Source organism: Paenibacillus sp. FSL E2-0178 (genome assembly GCF_038593005.1).
GTDB lineage: Bacteria > Bacillota > Bacilli > Paenibacillales > Paenibacillaceae > Paenibacillus_AQ > Paenibacillus_AQ phytohabitans.
On sequence record NZ_CP151953.1, the window covers coordinates 4,650,036 to 4,667,040 of the forward strand.

Annotated in this window: 16 protein-coding genes and 1 rRNA gene; all 17 read right to left on the reverse strand. The window is 52.5% G+C overall.

Annotated elements, in window-relative coordinates; translation table 11 throughout:
* Window positions 1–134: 134 nt before the first annotated feature.
* Window positions 135–1,692, reverse strand: a 16S ribosomal RNA gene (locus MHI42_RS20120).
* Between the two features lie 368 nt (window positions 1,693–2,060).
* Window positions 2,061–3,575: a lysine--tRNA ligase gene (gene lysS / locus MHI42_RS20125; RefSeq protein WP_042132703.1), complete on the reverse strand. Its 1,515-nt coding sequence runs from the start codon at window positions 3,573–3,575 to the stop codon at window positions 2,061–2,063.
* 195 nt (window positions 3,576–3,770) lie between these two features.
* Window positions 3,771–4,250, reverse strand: coding sequence for a transcription elongation factor GreA (greA, locus tag MHI42_RS20130; protein ID WP_039309541.1), 480 nt, complete (start codon window positions 4,248–4,250; stop codon window positions 3,771–3,773).
* A 224-nt stretch (window positions 4,251–4,474) separates the two neighbouring features.
* Window positions 4,475–5,491 (reverse strand): tRNA dihydrouridine synthase DusB, encoded by a 1,017-nt coding sequence (gene dusB, locus MHI42_RS20135; RefSeq protein ID WP_342420472.1) that lies wholly within the window; start codon window positions 5,489–5,491, stop codon window positions 4,475–4,477.
* Window positions 5,492–5,530: 39 nt separating this feature from the next.
* Window positions 5,531–5,725, reverse strand: a complete 195-nt coding sequence (locus tag MHI42_RS20140; RefSeq protein ID WP_216626407.1) for a helix-turn-helix transcriptional regulator — start codon at window positions 5,723–5,725, stop codon at window positions 5,531–5,533.
* Window positions 5,692–6,243: a 2-amino-4-hydroxy-6-hydroxymethyldihydropteridine diphosphokinase gene (folK, locus tag MHI42_RS20145; RefSeq protein WP_039309538.1), complete on the reverse strand. Its 552-nt coding sequence runs from the start codon at window positions 6,241–6,243 to the stop codon at window positions 5,692–5,694. The genes MHI42_RS20140 and folK overlap by 34 nt, the downstream gene beginning before the upstream one ends.
* A gap of 9 nt (window positions 6,244–6,252) precedes the next feature.
* Window positions 6,253–6,615, reverse strand: a complete 363-nt coding sequence (gene folB / locus MHI42_RS20150; protein WP_039309536.1) for a dihydroneopterin aldolase — start codon at window positions 6,613–6,615, stop codon at window positions 6,253–6,255.
* 30 nt (window positions 6,616–6,645) lie between these two features.
* A complete protein-coding gene (folP, locus tag MHI42_RS20155) occupies window positions 6,646–7,503 on the reverse strand; it encodes a dihydropteroate synthase (RefSeq protein ID WP_342420473.1) in 858 nt (285 codons plus the stop codon).
* Window positions 7,500–8,381, reverse strand: a complete 882-nt coding sequence (locus tag MHI42_RS20160) for an aminotransferase class IV (protein ID WP_342420474.1) — start codon at window positions 8,379–8,381, stop codon at window positions 7,500–7,502. Before MHI42_RS20160 ends, folP begins: the two co-directional genes overlap by 4 nt.
* A complete protein-coding gene (gene pabA, locus MHI42_RS20165; RefSeq protein ID WP_039309532.1) occupies window positions 8,378–8,959 on the reverse strand; it encodes an aminodeoxychorismate/anthranilate synthase component II in 582 nt (193 codons plus the stop codon). Before pabA ends, MHI42_RS20160 begins: the two co-directional genes overlap by 4 nt.
* Window positions 8,956–10,581 (reverse strand): anthranilate synthase component I family protein, encoded by a 1,626-nt coding sequence (locus MHI42_RS20170; RefSeq protein WP_342420475.1) that lies wholly within the window; start codon window positions 10,579–10,581, stop codon window positions 8,956–8,958. Before MHI42_RS20170 ends, pabA begins: the two co-directional genes overlap by 4 nt.
* A 204-nt stretch (window positions 10,582–10,785) precedes the next feature.
* The gene (gene cysK / locus MHI42_RS20175; protein WP_039309530.1) at window positions 10,786–11,724 is read right to left on the reverse strand and encodes a cysteine synthase A; all 939 of its coding nucleotides are present in this window, start codon (window positions 11,722–11,724) and stop codon (window positions 10,786–10,788) included.
* Window positions 11,725–11,850: 126 nt separating this feature from the next.
* Complete coding sequence (locus MHI42_RS20180; protein WP_342420476.1) at window positions 11,851–12,795, reverse strand: peptidylprolyl isomerase; 945 nt, start codon at window positions 12,793–12,795, stop codon at window positions 11,851–11,853.
* Window positions 12,796–12,804: 9 nt separating this feature from the next.
* On the reverse strand, window positions 12,805–13,689 hold the full coding sequence (hslO, locus tag MHI42_RS20185) for an Hsp33 family molecular chaperone HslO (RefSeq protein ID WP_042231450.1): 885 nt from the start codon (window positions 13,687–13,689) through the stop codon (window positions 12,805–12,807).
* Window positions 13,690–13,736: 47 nt separating this feature from the next.
* Complete coding sequence (locus MHI42_RS20190) at window positions 13,737–14,504, reverse strand: type III pantothenate kinase (protein WP_039309527.1); 768 nt, start codon at window positions 14,502–14,504, stop codon at window positions 13,737–13,739.
* Window positions 14,504–15,376 carry a carboxylating nicotinate-nucleotide diphosphorylase gene (nadC, locus tag MHI42_RS20195; RefSeq protein WP_342424772.1) on the reverse strand — a complete coding sequence of 291 codons (873 nt, stop codon included), beginning with the start codon at window positions 15,374–15,376 and terminating at the stop codon, window positions 14,504–14,506. The genes MHI42_RS20190 and nadC overlap by 1 nt, the downstream gene beginning before the upstream one ends.
* The gene (gene nadB, locus MHI42_RS20200) at window positions 15,366–16,982 is read right to left on the reverse strand and encodes an L-aspartate oxidase (protein WP_342420477.1); all 1,617 of its coding nucleotides are present in this window, start codon (window positions 16,980–16,982) and stop codon (window positions 15,366–15,368) included. Before nadB ends, nadC begins: the two co-directional genes overlap by 11 nt.
* Between the last annotated feature and the right edge of the window lie 23 nt (window positions 16,983–17,005).

The following is a 17,005-nucleotide window of genomic DNA, read 5'->3' on the forward strand; positions in this document are numbered from 1 at the left end:
TTCAAGGATCAAGGTAAAGATGAGAGCTTAAACTCTCAAAACTGACCAACGAGTGAGTAACAGGCCTAAACCTGAGTTTTGGAAGTAATACTTCCGATTTGAATGTTTCCGTTGCAGGAAACGATTCTCCATAGAAAGGAGGTGATCCAGCCGCACCTTCCGATACGGCTACCTTGTTACGACTTCACCCCAATCATCTACCCCACCTTCGGCGGCTGGCTCCCTTGCGGGTTACCCCACCGACTTCGGGTGTTGTAAACTCTCGTGGTGTGACGGGCGGTGTGTACAAGACCCGGGAACGTATTCACCGCGGCATGCTGATCCGCGATTACTAGCAATTCCGACTTCATGCAGGCGAGTTGCAGCCTGCAATCCGAACTGAGACCGGCTTTGCTGGGATTGGCTCCACCTCGCGGTTTCGCTTCCCGTTGTACCGGCCATTGTAGTACGTGTGTAGCCCAGGTCATAAGGGGCATGATGATTTGACGTCATCCCCACCTTCCTCCGGTTTGTCACCGGCAGTCACTCTAGAGTGCCCAGCTTAACCTGCTGGCAACTAAAGTCAAGGGTTGCGCTCGTTGCGGGACTTAACCCAACATCTCACGACACGAGCTGACGACAACCATGCACCACCTGTCTCCGATGCTCCGAAGAGGGGCACTATCTCTAATGCTTTCATCGGGATGTCAAGACCTGGTAAGGTTCTTCGCGTTGCTTCGAATTAAACCACATACTCCACTGCTTGTGCGGGTCCCCGTCAATTCCTTTGAGTTTCAGTCTTGCGACCGTACTCCCCAGGCGGAGTGCTTACTGTGTTAACTTCGGCACCAAGGGTATCGAAACCCCTAACACCTAGCACTCATCGTTTACGGCGTGGACTACCAGGGTATCTAATCCTGTTTGCTCCCCACGCTTTCGCGCCTCAGCGTCAGTTACAGCCCAGAAAGTCGCCTTCGCCACTGGTGTTCCTCCACATATCTACGCATTTCACCGCTACACGTGGAATTCCACTTTCCTCTTCTGTACTCAAGTCACCCAGTTTCCAGTGCGACCCCAGGTTGAGCCCAAGGTTTAAACACCAGACTTAAATGACCGCCTGCGCGCGCTTTACGCCCAATAATTCCGGACAACGCTTGCCCCCTACGTATTACCGCGGCTGCTGGCACGTAGTTAGCCGGGGCTTTCTTCTCAGGTACCGTCACTCCGGTAGCAGTTACTCTACCGGACGTTCTTCCCTGGCAACAGAGCTTTACGATCCGAAAACCTTCATCACTCACGCGGCATTGCTCCGTCAGGCTTTCGCCCATTGCGGAAGATTCCCTACTGCTGCCTCCCGTAGGAGTCTGGGCCGTGTCTCAGTCCCAGTGTGGCCGTTCACCCTCTCAGGTCGGCTACGCATCGTCGCCTTGGTGAGCCGTTACCCCACCAACTAGCTAATGCGCCGCAGGCCCATCCCCAAGTGGCAGATTGCTCCGCCTTTCATTCTCTCTTCAGGAGAGGAAAGAAATTATCCGGTATTAGCTACCGTTTCCGGTAGTTATCCCAGTCTTGAGGGCAGGTTGCCTACGTGTTACTCACCCGTCCGCCGCTAAGTAAGAATGGAAGCAAGCTTCCATTCTTACTCCGCTCGACTTGCATGTATTAGGCATGCCGCCAGCGTTCGTCCTGAGCCAGGATCAAACTCTCCAAATTGGTTTTAGAAAGAGCGATTGCTCATTTTGAAACATCTGACGAGAATTTACATTCTCTATTTTGGAAGTCACTTTCGTGATTTCCGATACTCACTCGTTGTTCAGTTTTCAAAGATCAAGCTCGTTGTCAGCGGCGCTTACCGCGTCACCAGCAACTCTTATAATATATCACATCCAGCCGATCAATGCAAGCTCTTTTTTTTCAACTTCTTTTCGAGCTCGGCGTTGATGTTTCGCGGCCAGAAATAGAATATATCATGTATGGATTCTGATTGCAAGCATTATTTTCAATTAACCCTTCAACCATTGTTCCAAGGAAACCGCTTGTGCAGCTCCCTTGGATATTATGGTTACGGATCAGATAATTATTCAGTCTTTGTTGCGCATATGAGGGAACAGCAGTACATCGCGGATAGACGCGGCATTCGTAAGCAGCATGATAAGACGGTCTACGCCGATTCCCAGTCCGCCTGTAGGCGGCATTCCGTATTCCAGTGCACGGATGAAATCATCATCCATCTCATGCGCTTCGTCATTACCCTGCTCTTTCTCGTGAATCTGCGCCTCGAAGCGCTGACGCTGGTCAATCGGGTCGTTCAGCTCACTGAACGCATTCGCATGCTCACGGGCTACAATAAACAGCTCGAAGCGGTCGGTAAAGCGCGGATCCTGATCATTCTTTTTGGCCAGCGGTGATATTTCTACTGGATGTCCCATTACGAACGTCGGCTGAATCAGCGTTTCCTCTACAAACTGCTCGAAGAATGCGTTAAGAATATGTCCGAAGGTCATATGCTTCTCAACCGGCACACGATGCTCCTTAGCCAGAGCCTGTGCTTCTTCATTCGTCATATGGACCCCGAAGTCTACGCCGGTTACTTCTTTGACAGCGTCCACCATGGTTACACGGCGCCAGCCTGGAGACAGGTCTACCTCTTGCCCCTGGTAGTTAATCACCTGGTTGCCAAGAACCTCCTGGGCGATATGAGCAATCATATTCTCTGTAAGCTGCATGATATCCTTGTAGTCCGCATATGCTTCGTACAGCTCAATCATCGTGAATTCCGGATTATGGCGTGTGGAGATCCCTTCATTACGGTATACGCGGCCGATTTCATATACTTTTTCCAAACCGCCTACGATCAGACGTTTCAGGTGAAGCTCGATTGCGATACGCATATACAGCTGCATGTCCAGCGTATTGTGGTGTGTAATAAACGGACGGGCGGCGGCTCCACCGGCAATGGTATGCAGTGTTGGAGTCTCTACTTCCAGATAGCCCAGCGAGTCCAGATAACGGCGCATCGATTGGATAATCCGTGAACGCGCAATAAATGTCTGCTGTACTTCCGGATTAATAATCAGGTCAACATAACGCTGGCGGTAACGGAGCTCTACATCCTTCAGTCCGTGATATTTCTCTGGAAGCGGAAGCAGGGATTTGGACAGCACCTCAAGGTTATGCACTTTAATAGAGGTTTCGCCGGTCTTGGTCTTGAACAGGGTACCGCGGATTCCGATAATATCGCCCAGGTCCAGAATGGTAAAAGCTGCGTACTGGGATTCAGAGATGCTGTCCTGGCGGACATAAATCTGAATTTTGCCGCTGAGATCCTGGATGTGCGAGAAGCTCGCTTTGCCCATTACCCGCTTAGCCATAATACGTCCTGCTACACTAACCTCAAGTGCCAGCTCGTCCAGTTCCTCATGGGTTAGTCCGTCATACTTGGCCAGAAGATCGCCAGCTGCTGCTGTACGCTCATATTTCTTGCCGAACGGGTCGATTCCCAGCGCGCGGAGCTCGTCCAGCTTCCCCCGGCGGATCTGCAGCAACTCACTTAGTTCACTCTCTGTAGTTTCCACGTTGTTGATTTCTTCCGACATGTTCTTCATCCTCTCTTACTCACGGTATACAAAAGAAGAAACGGCTCCGCCCTCATACCAAGGGGACAGTCCGTTCCAGTACAAAATATAAGCTGTATGTGTTCACCCATATTTTTCGGTTGTTATACGTTGCGCGAAGCCTGTAAATTCTAATCTTTTGAAAAAAGCTCCCCTAAGGAAGCTTTCGGATCCATCTTACTTCATTTTGATATCAAGAATTTTATATTGAATGACGCCTGCAGGGACACTTACATCCACAATGGTACCAATCTTCTTACCGATGATGGCTCTGCCTACCGGGCTCTCATTGGAGATTTTATTATTCAGCGGATCGGATTCGGCGGTTCCGACGATTGTATACTCCATAACGTCTCCGTACTCCATATCCTCAACGTTCACTGTTACTCCGATGCTTACCACATCTGTCACGATCTCATCACTATTAATGATACGCGCGTTGCGCAGCATCTTCTCCAAAGTCAGAACACGTCCTTCGATAAAGGCCTGCTCGTTCTTTGCGTCTTCATATTCCGAGTTTTCACTGATATCTCCGTAGCCGATGGCCACTTTAATACGTTCCGCTACCTCGCGGCGTTTTACGGATTTGAGGGTCTCCAGTTCTTCTTCCAGACGCTTAAGTCCGTCCGGTGTAAGGATGACTTCTTTATCGCTCATCTCAACCGATTCTCCTGTCGTATACATTTATTGAAAACACCATACTATATGCGAATCCGGAGGGAACAGAACCCTCCTTCTCCATTGCTCCTGCTGTAACGGCGATTTTATACTGTGAAATTATATTGGAACCGCTACAAAATGTCAATGACGCCCCATATAATGTTTAGCGATATTCAATAATGCAGGCAGGGACGGGTCTGACAACGCGGCAAATCAGGGAATTAAACGGCCGAAAGAGCGCTATCCGCGCCTTCCTGCGCTTCTTCATCCTTAAGCTGAACGACAAAATCACTCAAAATCCGCACCATCTCGTCACGTTTCGTTTCTTCCATAATAACGTCTTTCACCCGGGCGGCTGACTTAAGCCCCTTCAAATACCAGGCCAGATGCTTGCGCATTTCGCGGACCGCCACCGCTTCACCCTTAAGGGCGATCAGACGGTCCATGTGAAGAATGGCCACCTTGATCTTCTCTTCAGCGTCCGGTTCAGGCATCAGCTCTCCTGTACTCAGGTATTGAATGGTCCGGTACAGCATCCACGGGTTGCCCAGCGCCCCCCGCCCGATCATTACGCCGTCACAGCCGGTCTGATCCAGCATCGCCCGCGCATCTTCAGGTGTATTCACATCACCATTGCCGATGACCGGAATGGATACAGCTTCTTTGGCCATCCGGATATACTTCCAGTCGGCATGCCCTGTATAGAGCTGCTCGCGGGTACGGCCATGAACACTGACTGCCTTGCCTCCGGCACGCTCAACTGCACGCGCATTCTCTTCAACAAAGATATGCTCGCTGTCCCAGCCGATCCGCATTTTCACCGTCACAGGTTTATCCACGGCATCCACAACGGCAGATACCATCTCATAAATCTTGTCCGGATTCAGTAGCCAGCGCGCTCCGGCATCACATTTCGTCACCTTCGGCACCGGACAGCCCATATTAATGTCAATGATATCAGCGTTCGTTTCTTTATCCACTATTTTGGCTGCATCAACCAGCGACTCGCGGTCTCCTCCAAAAATCTGCAGACTCAGCGGTTTCTCGCGCTCATCCACAAACAGCATCTCGCGGGTACGCGCATTGCCATGCACAATAGCTTTGCCGCTCACCATTTCGGCACAGACTAGACCCGTCCCGAATTCCTTGGCAATCAGACGAAACGCAGGATTACACACGCCGGCCATAGGGGCCAATACCACCTGGTTCTTCATCTCAATATCGCCAATCTTCAACATTCGAATCACTTCCTTATATTGCGGATTGGCTTGAGGAGCTCATGTAGCCGGGTTGGCTAATTCATCGACCGTAACTCCCAGGACATCCGCAATTTTATTTAAAATTTGATCTTCTAAACGTCTATTACCCCGCTCGACCGCACCAAGCACGGCCAAGGATATTCCGACAGAATCCGCCAACTCCTGCTGAGTGTAGCCCTTCAGCTTTCGGAACGCTCTAACCCGCCGTCCCATACGTTTGTTGTCCACAAGCGAATTCCTTCCTTTCCGTCTATGTCTTGCAGCGCTGTTGTAATTAAGCCGCGGAATCCGGAAGACTCTTCATTCTGCGAAACGATATCACTAAGCGGTAAGAGCACAAACGCACGCTCCAGCATCCGGGGATGCGGCAGCGTTAAGTCCGGTGTATCCAGGCTCAACCCCTCTACCCAAAGCAAATCCAAATCCACCGTTCTCGGCCCATAGCGGATATCACGTACACGGCCTAACCGGGTTTCTGTCTCCAGCATGACATGAAGCAGAGCCTCCGGAGCAAGCGTAGTACGCAGAGCCGCAGCCATATTAAGAAACTGGGGCTGATCCAGATAACCCACCGGCTCGGTCTCGTATACCGATGAGGTGCGTAGAACTTCAATCTCTTCATGCCGGTCCAGCTGGTTCAAAGCTTCTCTCAGCGTTCCTTCACGGTCGCCCAAATTAGCCCCTAAAGCAATATAAGCCTCTGATGCCTCAGAGGTAGAATGTATATTCATGACTCTGTCTCACTTTCTCGTCCGGCGCAGTTCTACGGTTACTCCCTGAAAATGAATATCGAATGGCGGATGCGGTTTCGTCACCTTGACGGTTACTGCATTGATAACAGTATAAGTGTCCAGTACTGCGGATGCAATATATTCTGCCAAAGCCTCGATCAGCTTGAAGGACTTTGTTTCGACAATTTTTTTGACCAGGAAATGTACTTCGGCATAATTCACGGTTTGCTCCAGATCATCAGAAAGACCCGCTCCCTGCAAATCAAGCTCGAGCTCCAAATCCACATAATAGCGCTGGCCCAGCTTGCGTTCCTCTTCAAACACTCCGTGATATCCGTAGTATTCCATGCGGTGCAGCTTCATTTTATCCATTAAGGGTACCTGCCTTCTCTTGAAAATAGTCTATTCACGCACCACAGGTGCTGCAGCATACAACATGGCATCGCACATATCCACTGTACGTTTGATTAAAGAGACATCATGCACCCGCACGATCTGGCAGCCCTGGGCAATTCCGAAAGCGACTGTAGCAGCGGTCCCTTCCACAACATCATCCGCCGGCAGATCGAGTGCGGTACGGATGAATTTTTTGCGCGAAGTGGCCAGCAGCAGCGGATACCCAAGCTCCCCCAGTACATCCAGGCCCATCATCGCCTGAAGATTCTCCGTATAATCCTTGGCAAAGCCGATCCCGGGATCGAGAATGATATTCTGCGGCTCTACTCCGGCTGTCAGGGCAAGGTTAATGCTCGCGGTTAAATCCTCTGTCATATCGCTGATCAAATCCTGATAATCGCGGTTATGGCGGTTATGCATCAGGATAATCGGACAACCCGCCTGCGCGGCAACTGCTGCCATCTGCGGATCTGCTTTGGCCCCCCAGACATCGTTGATGATATGGGCACCGGCCTGAACCGCACGGCGCGCTACTTCCGCTTTGTAGGTGTCTATAGATAGCGGCAGATGAGGCGCGGCACGGTGGATGCTCTCGATAACTGGCAGCACGCGTTCCAACTCATCCTCTACTCCTACCGGCTGATGACCCGGACGCGTTGACTCTCCGCCTATATCAATAATATCGGCACCCTCGGCTGCCATTCGCAGTGCATGCTCTACCGCTCTATCCGGATCAGTCCATAATCCCCCATCGGAAAAAGAGTCCGGCGTCACATTGAGGATACCCATGATTAGGGTCCGTTCGCCTAGAATCAGCTCGCCGCCTCCGCATTGGTAGCTCCGCTTATATATTACCGGCTTCATTCCAGCCTCCCCGCCCTTTCTCTGTAAAGCTTCAGGATTGCATCTGTCCGTTCTCCGCAGCGTCCGCTGCCTATCGTTATCCGCCGGTCCCCGTTCCAGAGCGCCGTTACCGGTACAATCTCCTGCACCGAGTTGGTGAGGAAAATTTCGTCAGCAGCCTCTAGCTGCTCCCAGCGGTAAAAACCTTGTTCTGGATAGAGGCCTGCGGATGCTGCCAGCTCCAGCACCATTTCCCGGGTAATTCCCGGGAGAATGCCTGTAGCTATATCGGGGGTATAGAGCCGGTTATCTGCGACGAAAAAGATGTTGCTCACAATTCCCTCGGATAGGTCGCCCGCTGCCGTCAGCATCAACCCCTCTGCTCCTCTAGACGCAGACGGGTATCCGGCCAGCTCACGCTTGGCCAGAATGTTGTTCATATAATGCAGCGACTTCAGCCGCACAGGCCCTTCCGGGGTATTCCGCCGGTGATGCAGCAGCTGCAGTTCTTTGCCTTCGCTATACAGGCTGTCCGGCAGTGCCGGCAGCGCTTTGATGTACAGCAGCTGATTAGGCTGCTTGTAATCTCCTGCCGGCAGCCCAAGGATATCCTCACCGGCTGTGACTGTATAGCGGACATAAGCCTCGTTAAGCTCATTCTTGTCCATTACAAGCTGAATCCATTCCCGCAGCTGCTGCACATCCGGTGCAAAGGGAATACCCAGCTGCCGGCAGCCCTCTGCCATCCGGTCAAGATGCCTCTGCAGCAGAAAGGGCTCACCCCCGTAGGTGCGGAAGGTCTCAAACAGACCCATTCCGTACAAAAAGCCGTGATCCAGGGCGGAGACCACGGCGTCTTTGGCGTCGACTGCTTTGTTGTTAAGTCCTATATATTTCATGCCGGTTCTCCGGCTCTCCGTTTCAGGAAATTGCGCAGCATCGTATGTCCATGATCGGTAATGATCGACTCGGGATGGAACTGCACGCCTTCAATCGGGTATTCCTTATGGCGTAAGGCCATAATCTCGCCTTCGGCCGTCTCTGCTGTAATCTCCAGGCAATCCGGCAGACTCTCACGTTCTACGATCAAGGAATGATACCGTGTTGCCGTAAACGGGGACTCCAGTCCTTCGAAGACAGAGGTGCCATTATGGTGAATCGGCGAGGTTTTGCCGTGCATCAGGCGTTCTGCCCGGATCACATTACCGCCGAAGGCTTGTCCGATGGCCTGATGACCGAGGCATACGCCAAAGATCGGGATGACTCCTTTGAAATGCTGCAGCAGCTCAAGGCTGATGCCTGCCTCATTCGGTGTACATGGTCCCGGAGAGATCAAAATATGATCCGGTGCCAGGGCCTCAATCTCCTGAATACTGATCTCATCGTTACGGGATACCTTAACGTCCTCCCCCAGCTCACCCAGATATTGCACCAGGTTATACGTAAAGGAATCATAATTATCGATGACCAAGATCATACTGCGCTTCCTCCTTCGGTGCCGGAGGTAGTCCGCAATTCCTGCTCGCGTTCACTGCAGAGAATCGCCTTCACTACCGCTTTGGCTTTGTTGTGGCATTCCCGGTACTCCCGGTACGGATCCGAATCGATCACAATACCCGCTCCTGTCTGAATGTAGCCGATTCCGTCCTTCACGGCCAGTGTACGTATAATTATATTTAATTCCATATTGCCATTATAGTCAATCCAGCCCATAGATCCAGTATATGGACCCCGGCGGACCGGCTCCAGCTCTTCAATAATTTCCATGGTGCGCACCTTGGGCGCTCCGGTGATCGTGCCGCCGGGGAATAAGGCGGCAATGACATCGTAAGCATCCTTGCCGGGTGCGGCGATGCCCTCCACCTGCGAGACGAGATGCATCACATGCGAGTATCGCTCCACGGTCAGCAGCTCCGGCACGCTGACCGTCCCGTACGCAGCGACACGGCCGATGTCGTTGCGCTCGAGATCGACAAGCATGACATGCTCGGCGATCTCCTTCTCGCTCCCGCGCAGCTCCGCCTCCATGGCGGCATCCTCCGCGGGAGTGTGGCCCCGGCGCCGGGTACCGGCTATGGGGCGGGCGCTGACCTTGTCCCCGTGCAGCTTCACGAGCAGCTCCGGCGAAGCGCTGGAGAGGGCGAAGCCGGGCGTGCGGAGCAGCCCCATGTACGGGGACGGGTTGAGTCGGCGCAGCCACTCGTAGACATCCTCCGGCGAGGACTGCAGCTGCGCCTGCTGGCGCAGCGACAGGTTCACCTGGAAGACATCACCGGCACGGATGTATTCCTGAACATCCAGCACGGCCTGCTGGAATTGCTCCGGCGAGAAATCCGAGCTCATGCCCGGCCATTCTCCGGTGACACTAGCTTCAGTATCAATCAGGCCGGCAATGTCAGCATACTGGGCGGCAGCAGCTGCTTCAGAAGAAGCAGGTGCCATGATATGCTGCCACTCCTCCAGCATTCGCTCCGCACGGCTTACAGCATCAAGATACAAGGTGTGCAGCTCAGCCCTATTAGCGGATATCTCAGCCGGAACAGGTACATGGACTGCACAATACACAATATCCTCGTGATGGTCATAGATCCACAGCTCTTCCAGCCTCATGAACAGATAATCCGGGAAATCGGGATCCCTCTTGGCACAGGACGGCAGCTTCTCCAGAGAGCGGACTACGTCATAGCCGAGAAATCCGACACAACCTCCGGTGAAGGGCGGCTGCCCGTCAACCGGTACGCAGGGTGAGACATAACCCTTCATCCACTCCTGCAGCACTTTCAGCGGACGTCCTTGAAGCAGCTCCGTAGCTTCAGGTTCAGCTTGGGCCTGCCCCACAGCCGCATCAAATAGACTGTAGAGCTCCGCAGTATCTCCAATGCCCTTTATGACTGAAACCGGACGCAAGCCCAGATACGTATAACGTCCGCCCTTACCGCTCTCCAGGACCACGGAATATGGTGAAGCCATCTCCCAGGCTCTCTGCCAGCTGCCCGGCAGTCCCGCTTTCTCCTGCCGTGACTGAAGGACCAGCGGAAGAACGCTCCAGGCTTCGTCCGCCCATTGTTCCCACTCCTGCCAAGCCGTTAAGATCTCCACATTTATCCCCCTAAAGTTTTGTGAAGCATAGCCTCGAAAGCATACGCTGGCTTCTACGATAGTTTATTGCCTGTCAGTATACTGTACATCCGGTTACTTTGAAAAGCCCGTAAACCTGATAAATGCTTATTATTCAGAAAAAGAGCCTGCGATATCCCTATGGAAGCGGATCACAGGCTCTTCTGAATTGCTGGTTCTCAGCAATTATACTTCAAAGTTATACAGCGGTGTGCTCAGATAACGTTCGCCGTTACTTGGGATAATAACAACGATCTTTTTGCCTGCGCCCAGTTCCTTAGCTACTTTGAGGGCAGCGAATACAGCAGCGCCGGAAGAAATACCGGACAATACGCCTTCCTCTTTGGCTACGCGGCGGGCTGTTTCGAAAGCTTCGTCATTCTCTACATGAATGATTTCATCATAGATATCCTGGTTCAGGATGTCAGGAACGAAGTTGGCACCGATCCCCTGGATTTTGTGGGGACCCGGTTTGCCTCCAGCCAGAATTGGGGAAGCTGCAGGTTCTACAGCATAGATCTTCACATCAGGATACTGGCTCTTCAACACTTCACCCGCACCACTAATCGTTCCGCCTGTACCGACACCTGCGATGAACGCATCCAGGGGTCCGCCAATGGATTCGATTGCTTCAACGATCTCCGGTCCAGTGGTCTCGCGGTGAATCTTCACGTTGGCTTTGTTCTTAAACTGCTCTGCAAGGAAGTAATCCGGATTCTCACTGAGGATTTGCTCAGCTTTCTTAACTGCCCCGTTCATCCCCTCGGATCCTGGAGTCAATACCAGCTCAGCACCATAAGCACGCAGCAGGTTGCGGCGCTCAAGGCTCATCGTTTCAGGCATAACAATAATTGCCTTGTAGCCTTTGGCAGCAGCAACAAGAGCCAGGCCAATCCCTGTATTACCGCTGGTCGCTTCTACAATGGTGCCTCCAGGTTTCAGGGAACCGTCTTTCTCAGCTTCTTCCACAATGCTGATAGCAATGCGGTCTTTCACACTCGAACCCGGATTTTGATATTCCAGCTTCAAGTAAATTTCTGCGGAACCTTCCGGAACAATCCGACCCAGACGAACGAGCGGTGTACCACCGATCAAATCTGTTACACTGTTGACGACTTTAGCCATGAGCAAAAACCTCCTTGGGATGATAGATGAATTGGGTGCGGAACCTGTGACAGTTATGATCAGCATATGTTGTGCCGCTTATTATTTCCGACTAAATCAGTAGGTTTTACATTTAATCTCATATTATCAATCTTGCAGGCTGTTGTCAATATATATTGCTGTAGCGTATTTGGCACGCAAATCGCTTTCCACCTGCTGCAGGGGCGCCGCCTGTTCCAGCGCCAGCTCCTGGCGTATCAGCCCTCGGAGCTCATCCTGGTCCGGCTTCCCGGGATCAATAAGCTTCTCCAGCCGGATCACAGCATAGCCGCCTTCGACCTGCAGCGGCCCTGCGATGTCTCCCGCCTCAAGGCCCGCTGCTGTCTTCAGCAGCTCCTCCGGCCAGAACGGATCATTCTCCTCCACTGTTCCGATATTACCGCCATGCTGGCGGCTCTCCGCATCAGTGGACACCTCTCTGGCCAGGCCGGCGAAATCCTCTCCCTGCTCCAGGCGGTCCATAACCTGATTAGCCCCGTTATAGGTTGCCAGCTTAATCATAGAGAGCTGCATTTGCTTCCTGGGAGTGAATCTCTCGGCGTTTTGGGCCAAATAATCATCAATCTCAGTTTCACTGACCATGATACCGGCGGTGGCTACCGCCTGAAGCATCAGCCGGTACGCGGTTTCCTCGTGCAGCTCCTGGCGGGAAAGACCAAGCTCAGACTGCATCTGGTCATAATACTGCTCCTCTGAGCCGTAGCCGGACATGCCGCGCTTCAATTCCTGCTCAATCTCCTCATCGGTCACCGTAATACCGAGAGCTTTGGCTTCCTTGCCGACAACGATATGATTAAGCATGCCCAGCAGCACTTCATCTCCATGCTTTTTTTTGAGTTCATCTATCCATTCCCGGTCCGTGACCGGCTGGCCTCCGGCGGCAGCAATATCCGAAGCCTCCCCGTCTGCAGCCTCTCCCTTAAGCAGGGCCATTGCACGCAGGCTCCAGAATAAAAGACCTCCAAGCATTAAGGTCGCGACGGCGAGTAATATAACGGTATTGCGCAGCGCGCGCTCCTGTCTTGTCATCATCTCATAGCCCTACGATTTCGCTTGATCGAGGATTACCTGCAGTTCATCCTTGTTAAACACATAAGCTTCATTACAGTAGTGACATATGACTTCAGCCTGATCGTCTTCTTCAATCAGCTGCTCCAGTTCGTGCTGGCCCAGACTGACCAGAGTCTCTTCTATCCGCTCACGTGAGCATTGACAGACAAAAGAAATCTCGAGTTCATCAAGGACTACAGCATCCGGCAGCAGCAAACGAAGCATTTCTTCAGGCTCAAGGCCCTGGTCCAGGATCGCCGTCACTGAAGGCATCGCTCCAACGGCATGCTCAATCTCGGTGATCTCTTCATCTGTCAGTCCGGGCAGCAGTTGAATGATGAATCCTCCGGCAACTCTTACCGAATTATCTGTCTCCACCAATACACCCAGCCCTACAGCAGCAGGTGTTTGTTCCGAAACGGCAAAATAATAAGTGAAATCCTCGCCCAGTTCTCCTGAGACAATAGGCACACTGCCGCGATACGGCTCTTTCATCCCCAGATCCTTGCTAATATCAATGAACCCTTCCGTACCCACAGCACCTGCGACATCGAGCTTGCCAAGGCTATTGCTCGGCAGATGAACATGCGGATTACTCACATAACCGCGAACCTCGCCCAGGGCATTGGATTCGGCCGTAATCTGTCCGATCGGTCCATTCCCTTTGACCATAATCGCCAGCTTCTCCTGACCCTTGAGCATAGCGCCCATGATGGCTGCGGCGGTTACAGTACGGCCAAGCGCAGCTGTAGCTGTCGGATAGGTATCATGTCTGCGCCGCAATTCGTCGACAAGCTCTGTTGTCCGGACTGCGAACGCTCTGACCTTCCCGTTCATGGCAGTTCCCCGGATAAGCCGATCCTTCTTTTTTTCCATTGGGTGCTTACTCCTCCTATCTGTCTGTATAAGGTTTCATTTCATGATTATTTGTTACGGTTGTAAATAATACGTAATCCTTCCAGCGTCAGCATCGGGTTAACCTCATCAATGCAATCTGTCTCGCCGGCAATCAGCGGAGCAAGCCCCCCTGTAGCAATAACCTTGAGAACGGGCGCATTCATCTCCAGCTTAATGCGTCTTACAATTCCCTCTACCTGGCCGGCATAGCCAAAAATAATTCCTGCCTGCATCGCGTGGACAGTATTGCGCCCGATAACCTTCTTGGGCTTCTCCAGCTCAATCCGCGGCAGCTTGGATGCCCGCTGATATAAGGCCTCTGTAGAGATCCCCAGACCCGGCACGATTGCCCCGCCAAGATAGTTCGCTCCGGCATCAATACAGTCAAACGTAGTTGCCGTACCAAAGTCAACGACCACGAGCGGGCATTTATACTGCTCGATAGCCGCAACGGCATTTACAATCCGGTCTGCCCCCACTTCGCGCGGATTCTCATAACGCAGATTAAGCCCGGTTTTAATTCCGGGGCCTACGAGCAGCGGGTCTTTGCCAATATATTTCACGCACATTTCCACGATAACCTGAACCAGCGGCGGAACAACCGAGGAGATGATGACGCCCTCTACATCTTTAAACGATATATTCGACATATGGAACAGATTATGAATCAGTACACCATATTCATCCACAGTCGATTGACGCGCTGTGCTAAGCCGGAAATGATGAAGCAGCTCAGGCCCCCGGTAGACTCCAAGCACGATGTTCGTATTTCCGATATCCACGACAAGTATCATTAGAGATTTCCGCCTTTCTTGCCATTCAGATCCAGACTGATATCAAGACTGGCGAAGGAATAGGTAAGCCGGCCTACAGAAATGACATCTACACCCGATTCTGCAATCCCGCGTACCGTTTCCAGAGATACATTGCCTGAAGCCTCGATTTTGACATGCCGCGCTTTGGTTCTGATTCTTCTTACCGCTTCCGCCATCAGCTCAGGTGACATATTATCAAGCATGATAATGTCCGCCCCCGCAGCGAGGGCTTCCTCTACCTGCTCCAGGCTTTCCGTTTCCACTTCGATCGTCATGGTGTGGGGGATATTGGCCCGGGCGCGCTCTACCGCCTGACGAATGCCTCCGGCGCCCTTGATATGATTATCCTTAATCATTACCGCATCATACAAGCCGAAGCGGTGATTGGCTCCGCCGCCTATGCGGACAGCATACTTCTCCAGCATCCGGTGGCCTGGTGTTGTCTTGCGGGTATCCACCAGCCGGGTAGGCAGACCTTGAAGCTCTTGCACGAATGACGCCGTCCGCGAGGCCACGCCGGACAACCGTTGCATCAGATTAAGAGCAAGCCGTTCGCCTGTAAGAATGGCATGCGTGCTGCCCTCGACTTCAGCGATGACCGTGCCTTTGGACACCGGCTGGCCTTCTTGAACTAATGCCGTAAATACGAGTGTCGGGTCTACCACTTCAAAAACCAGTTCAGCCACGGGAATTCCGCAGATTACCCCATCCTCTTTGGCATGGATAATCCCCTTGGATTCATGTCCCTGGGGTATAGTGGTACGTGTTGTGATATCCCCTGATCCGACATCCTCCTGCAGCCATCCCTTAATAGACTGGAGCAGTTCTTCATTATAGCCATTAAACATCATCAATTAATTCCTCCACTATTCCCAGTTCGCGAATCTGGAGCAGATGCTTCTGCCACTCTGCATCATTCCGCAGCGGATAATCCTCACGATAATGAGCGCCGCGGCTCTCCTCCCGTGCCAGCGCTGATTCCGTAATCAGCAGGCAGCACGTAAGCATATTAGCGAACTCGTATTCTTCACGTTTGGTAAGTGCCGCATTAAAAATCGGCAGCTGACGCTTTAATTCATCCAGTCCTTTAATCAGCATTTCCTGGTTCCGCCGCAGTCCGGCGTAGCGTACCATAACTTTTTGCAGCTTCAGACGCCGCTCCACAATAGCCTGGGTAGGCGACTCCACCCGGCCTTGGTCACAGCCTGCCGATACTGTATCTTGCCCAAGCGGCGGGAGCTGACGGATGCGCTCTACGATCCGGCGGCCAAAGACAATCGCTTCCGACAAGGAATTACTGGCCAGCCGGTTGGCTCCCTGTACCCCTGTAGAAGAAACCTCGCCACAGGCAAACAGGCGGGAAACGGTGCTCTCCCCGTTCAGATCGGTCTTGACGCCCCCCATCATATAATGCGCAGCAGGAGCCACTGGAATCCAGTCACTTGTAATATCCAGTCCATAAATCATACAGGTCTCATAGATCGTCGGGAAGCGGTGTTTAACCATATCCGCTGATTCATGTGTAATATCAAGGTAGACAAAAGTGGATTTGGTCAGCTCCATCTCGCTCACAATCGCCCGGGCCACAATATCGCGCGGGGCCAGTTCCAGCAGCTCATGGTACCGATCCATAAAGCGGTCTCCGTTGATATTGCGCAGCACAGCGCCTTCACCGCGCACAGCTTCCGAGATCAGGAAGCGCGGGGCTCCAGGATAACTGAGCGCTGTCGGGTGGAACTGGATGAATTCCATATCCCGTACATGGGCTCCAGCCCGGTAAGCAATGGCTACACCGTCACCGGTTGCCACTTCGGGATTGGTCGTATAGCGGTATAATTGCCCTGCTCCGCCTGAGCATAGGATGGTTGCATCGGCCTGCAGGAACAAACGTCCGCCGCCCGGCCGCTGTACCAGTGCCCCCACGCATTCCCCGTCTACGGTAATCAGATCAATGACATAATGGTCATCCCATACCTCGATATTCTTATGCTGCTCTGCTTGCTCCGCCAAGGCGCGGACAATTTCATAGCCTGTAGCATCCCCATTCGCATGCAGAATACGGCGGTGGCTATGTGCTGCCTCTTGCGTTAACGCAAGCTCGCCATTCTCCTTGTCGAACTTCGTCCCGAGCCGGATGAGTTCGCGGACGCCTTCCGGGCCTTCATTCACCAGTACATCAACAGCCGCAGAGGAGTTTAGCCCCGCACCGGCCATCAGGGTATCCTGACGATGATATACCGGAGAATCATCGTCTGAGAACACAGCGGCAATCCCCCCTTGGGCATACCGTGTATTGCTCTCCATCACTGTCTTCTTCGTAATCATAATGACCTTCCGGTCTTCACTGGCTTTGATCGCTGTGAACAAACCGGCAATGCCTGAACCAATCACAATACAGTCTGTCTTAATTACAGGAAGCCCCTGAAGATCGAAATCAACCAAATATTGTGGAATCATGACCGCTTTTCACCTGTTTCAAC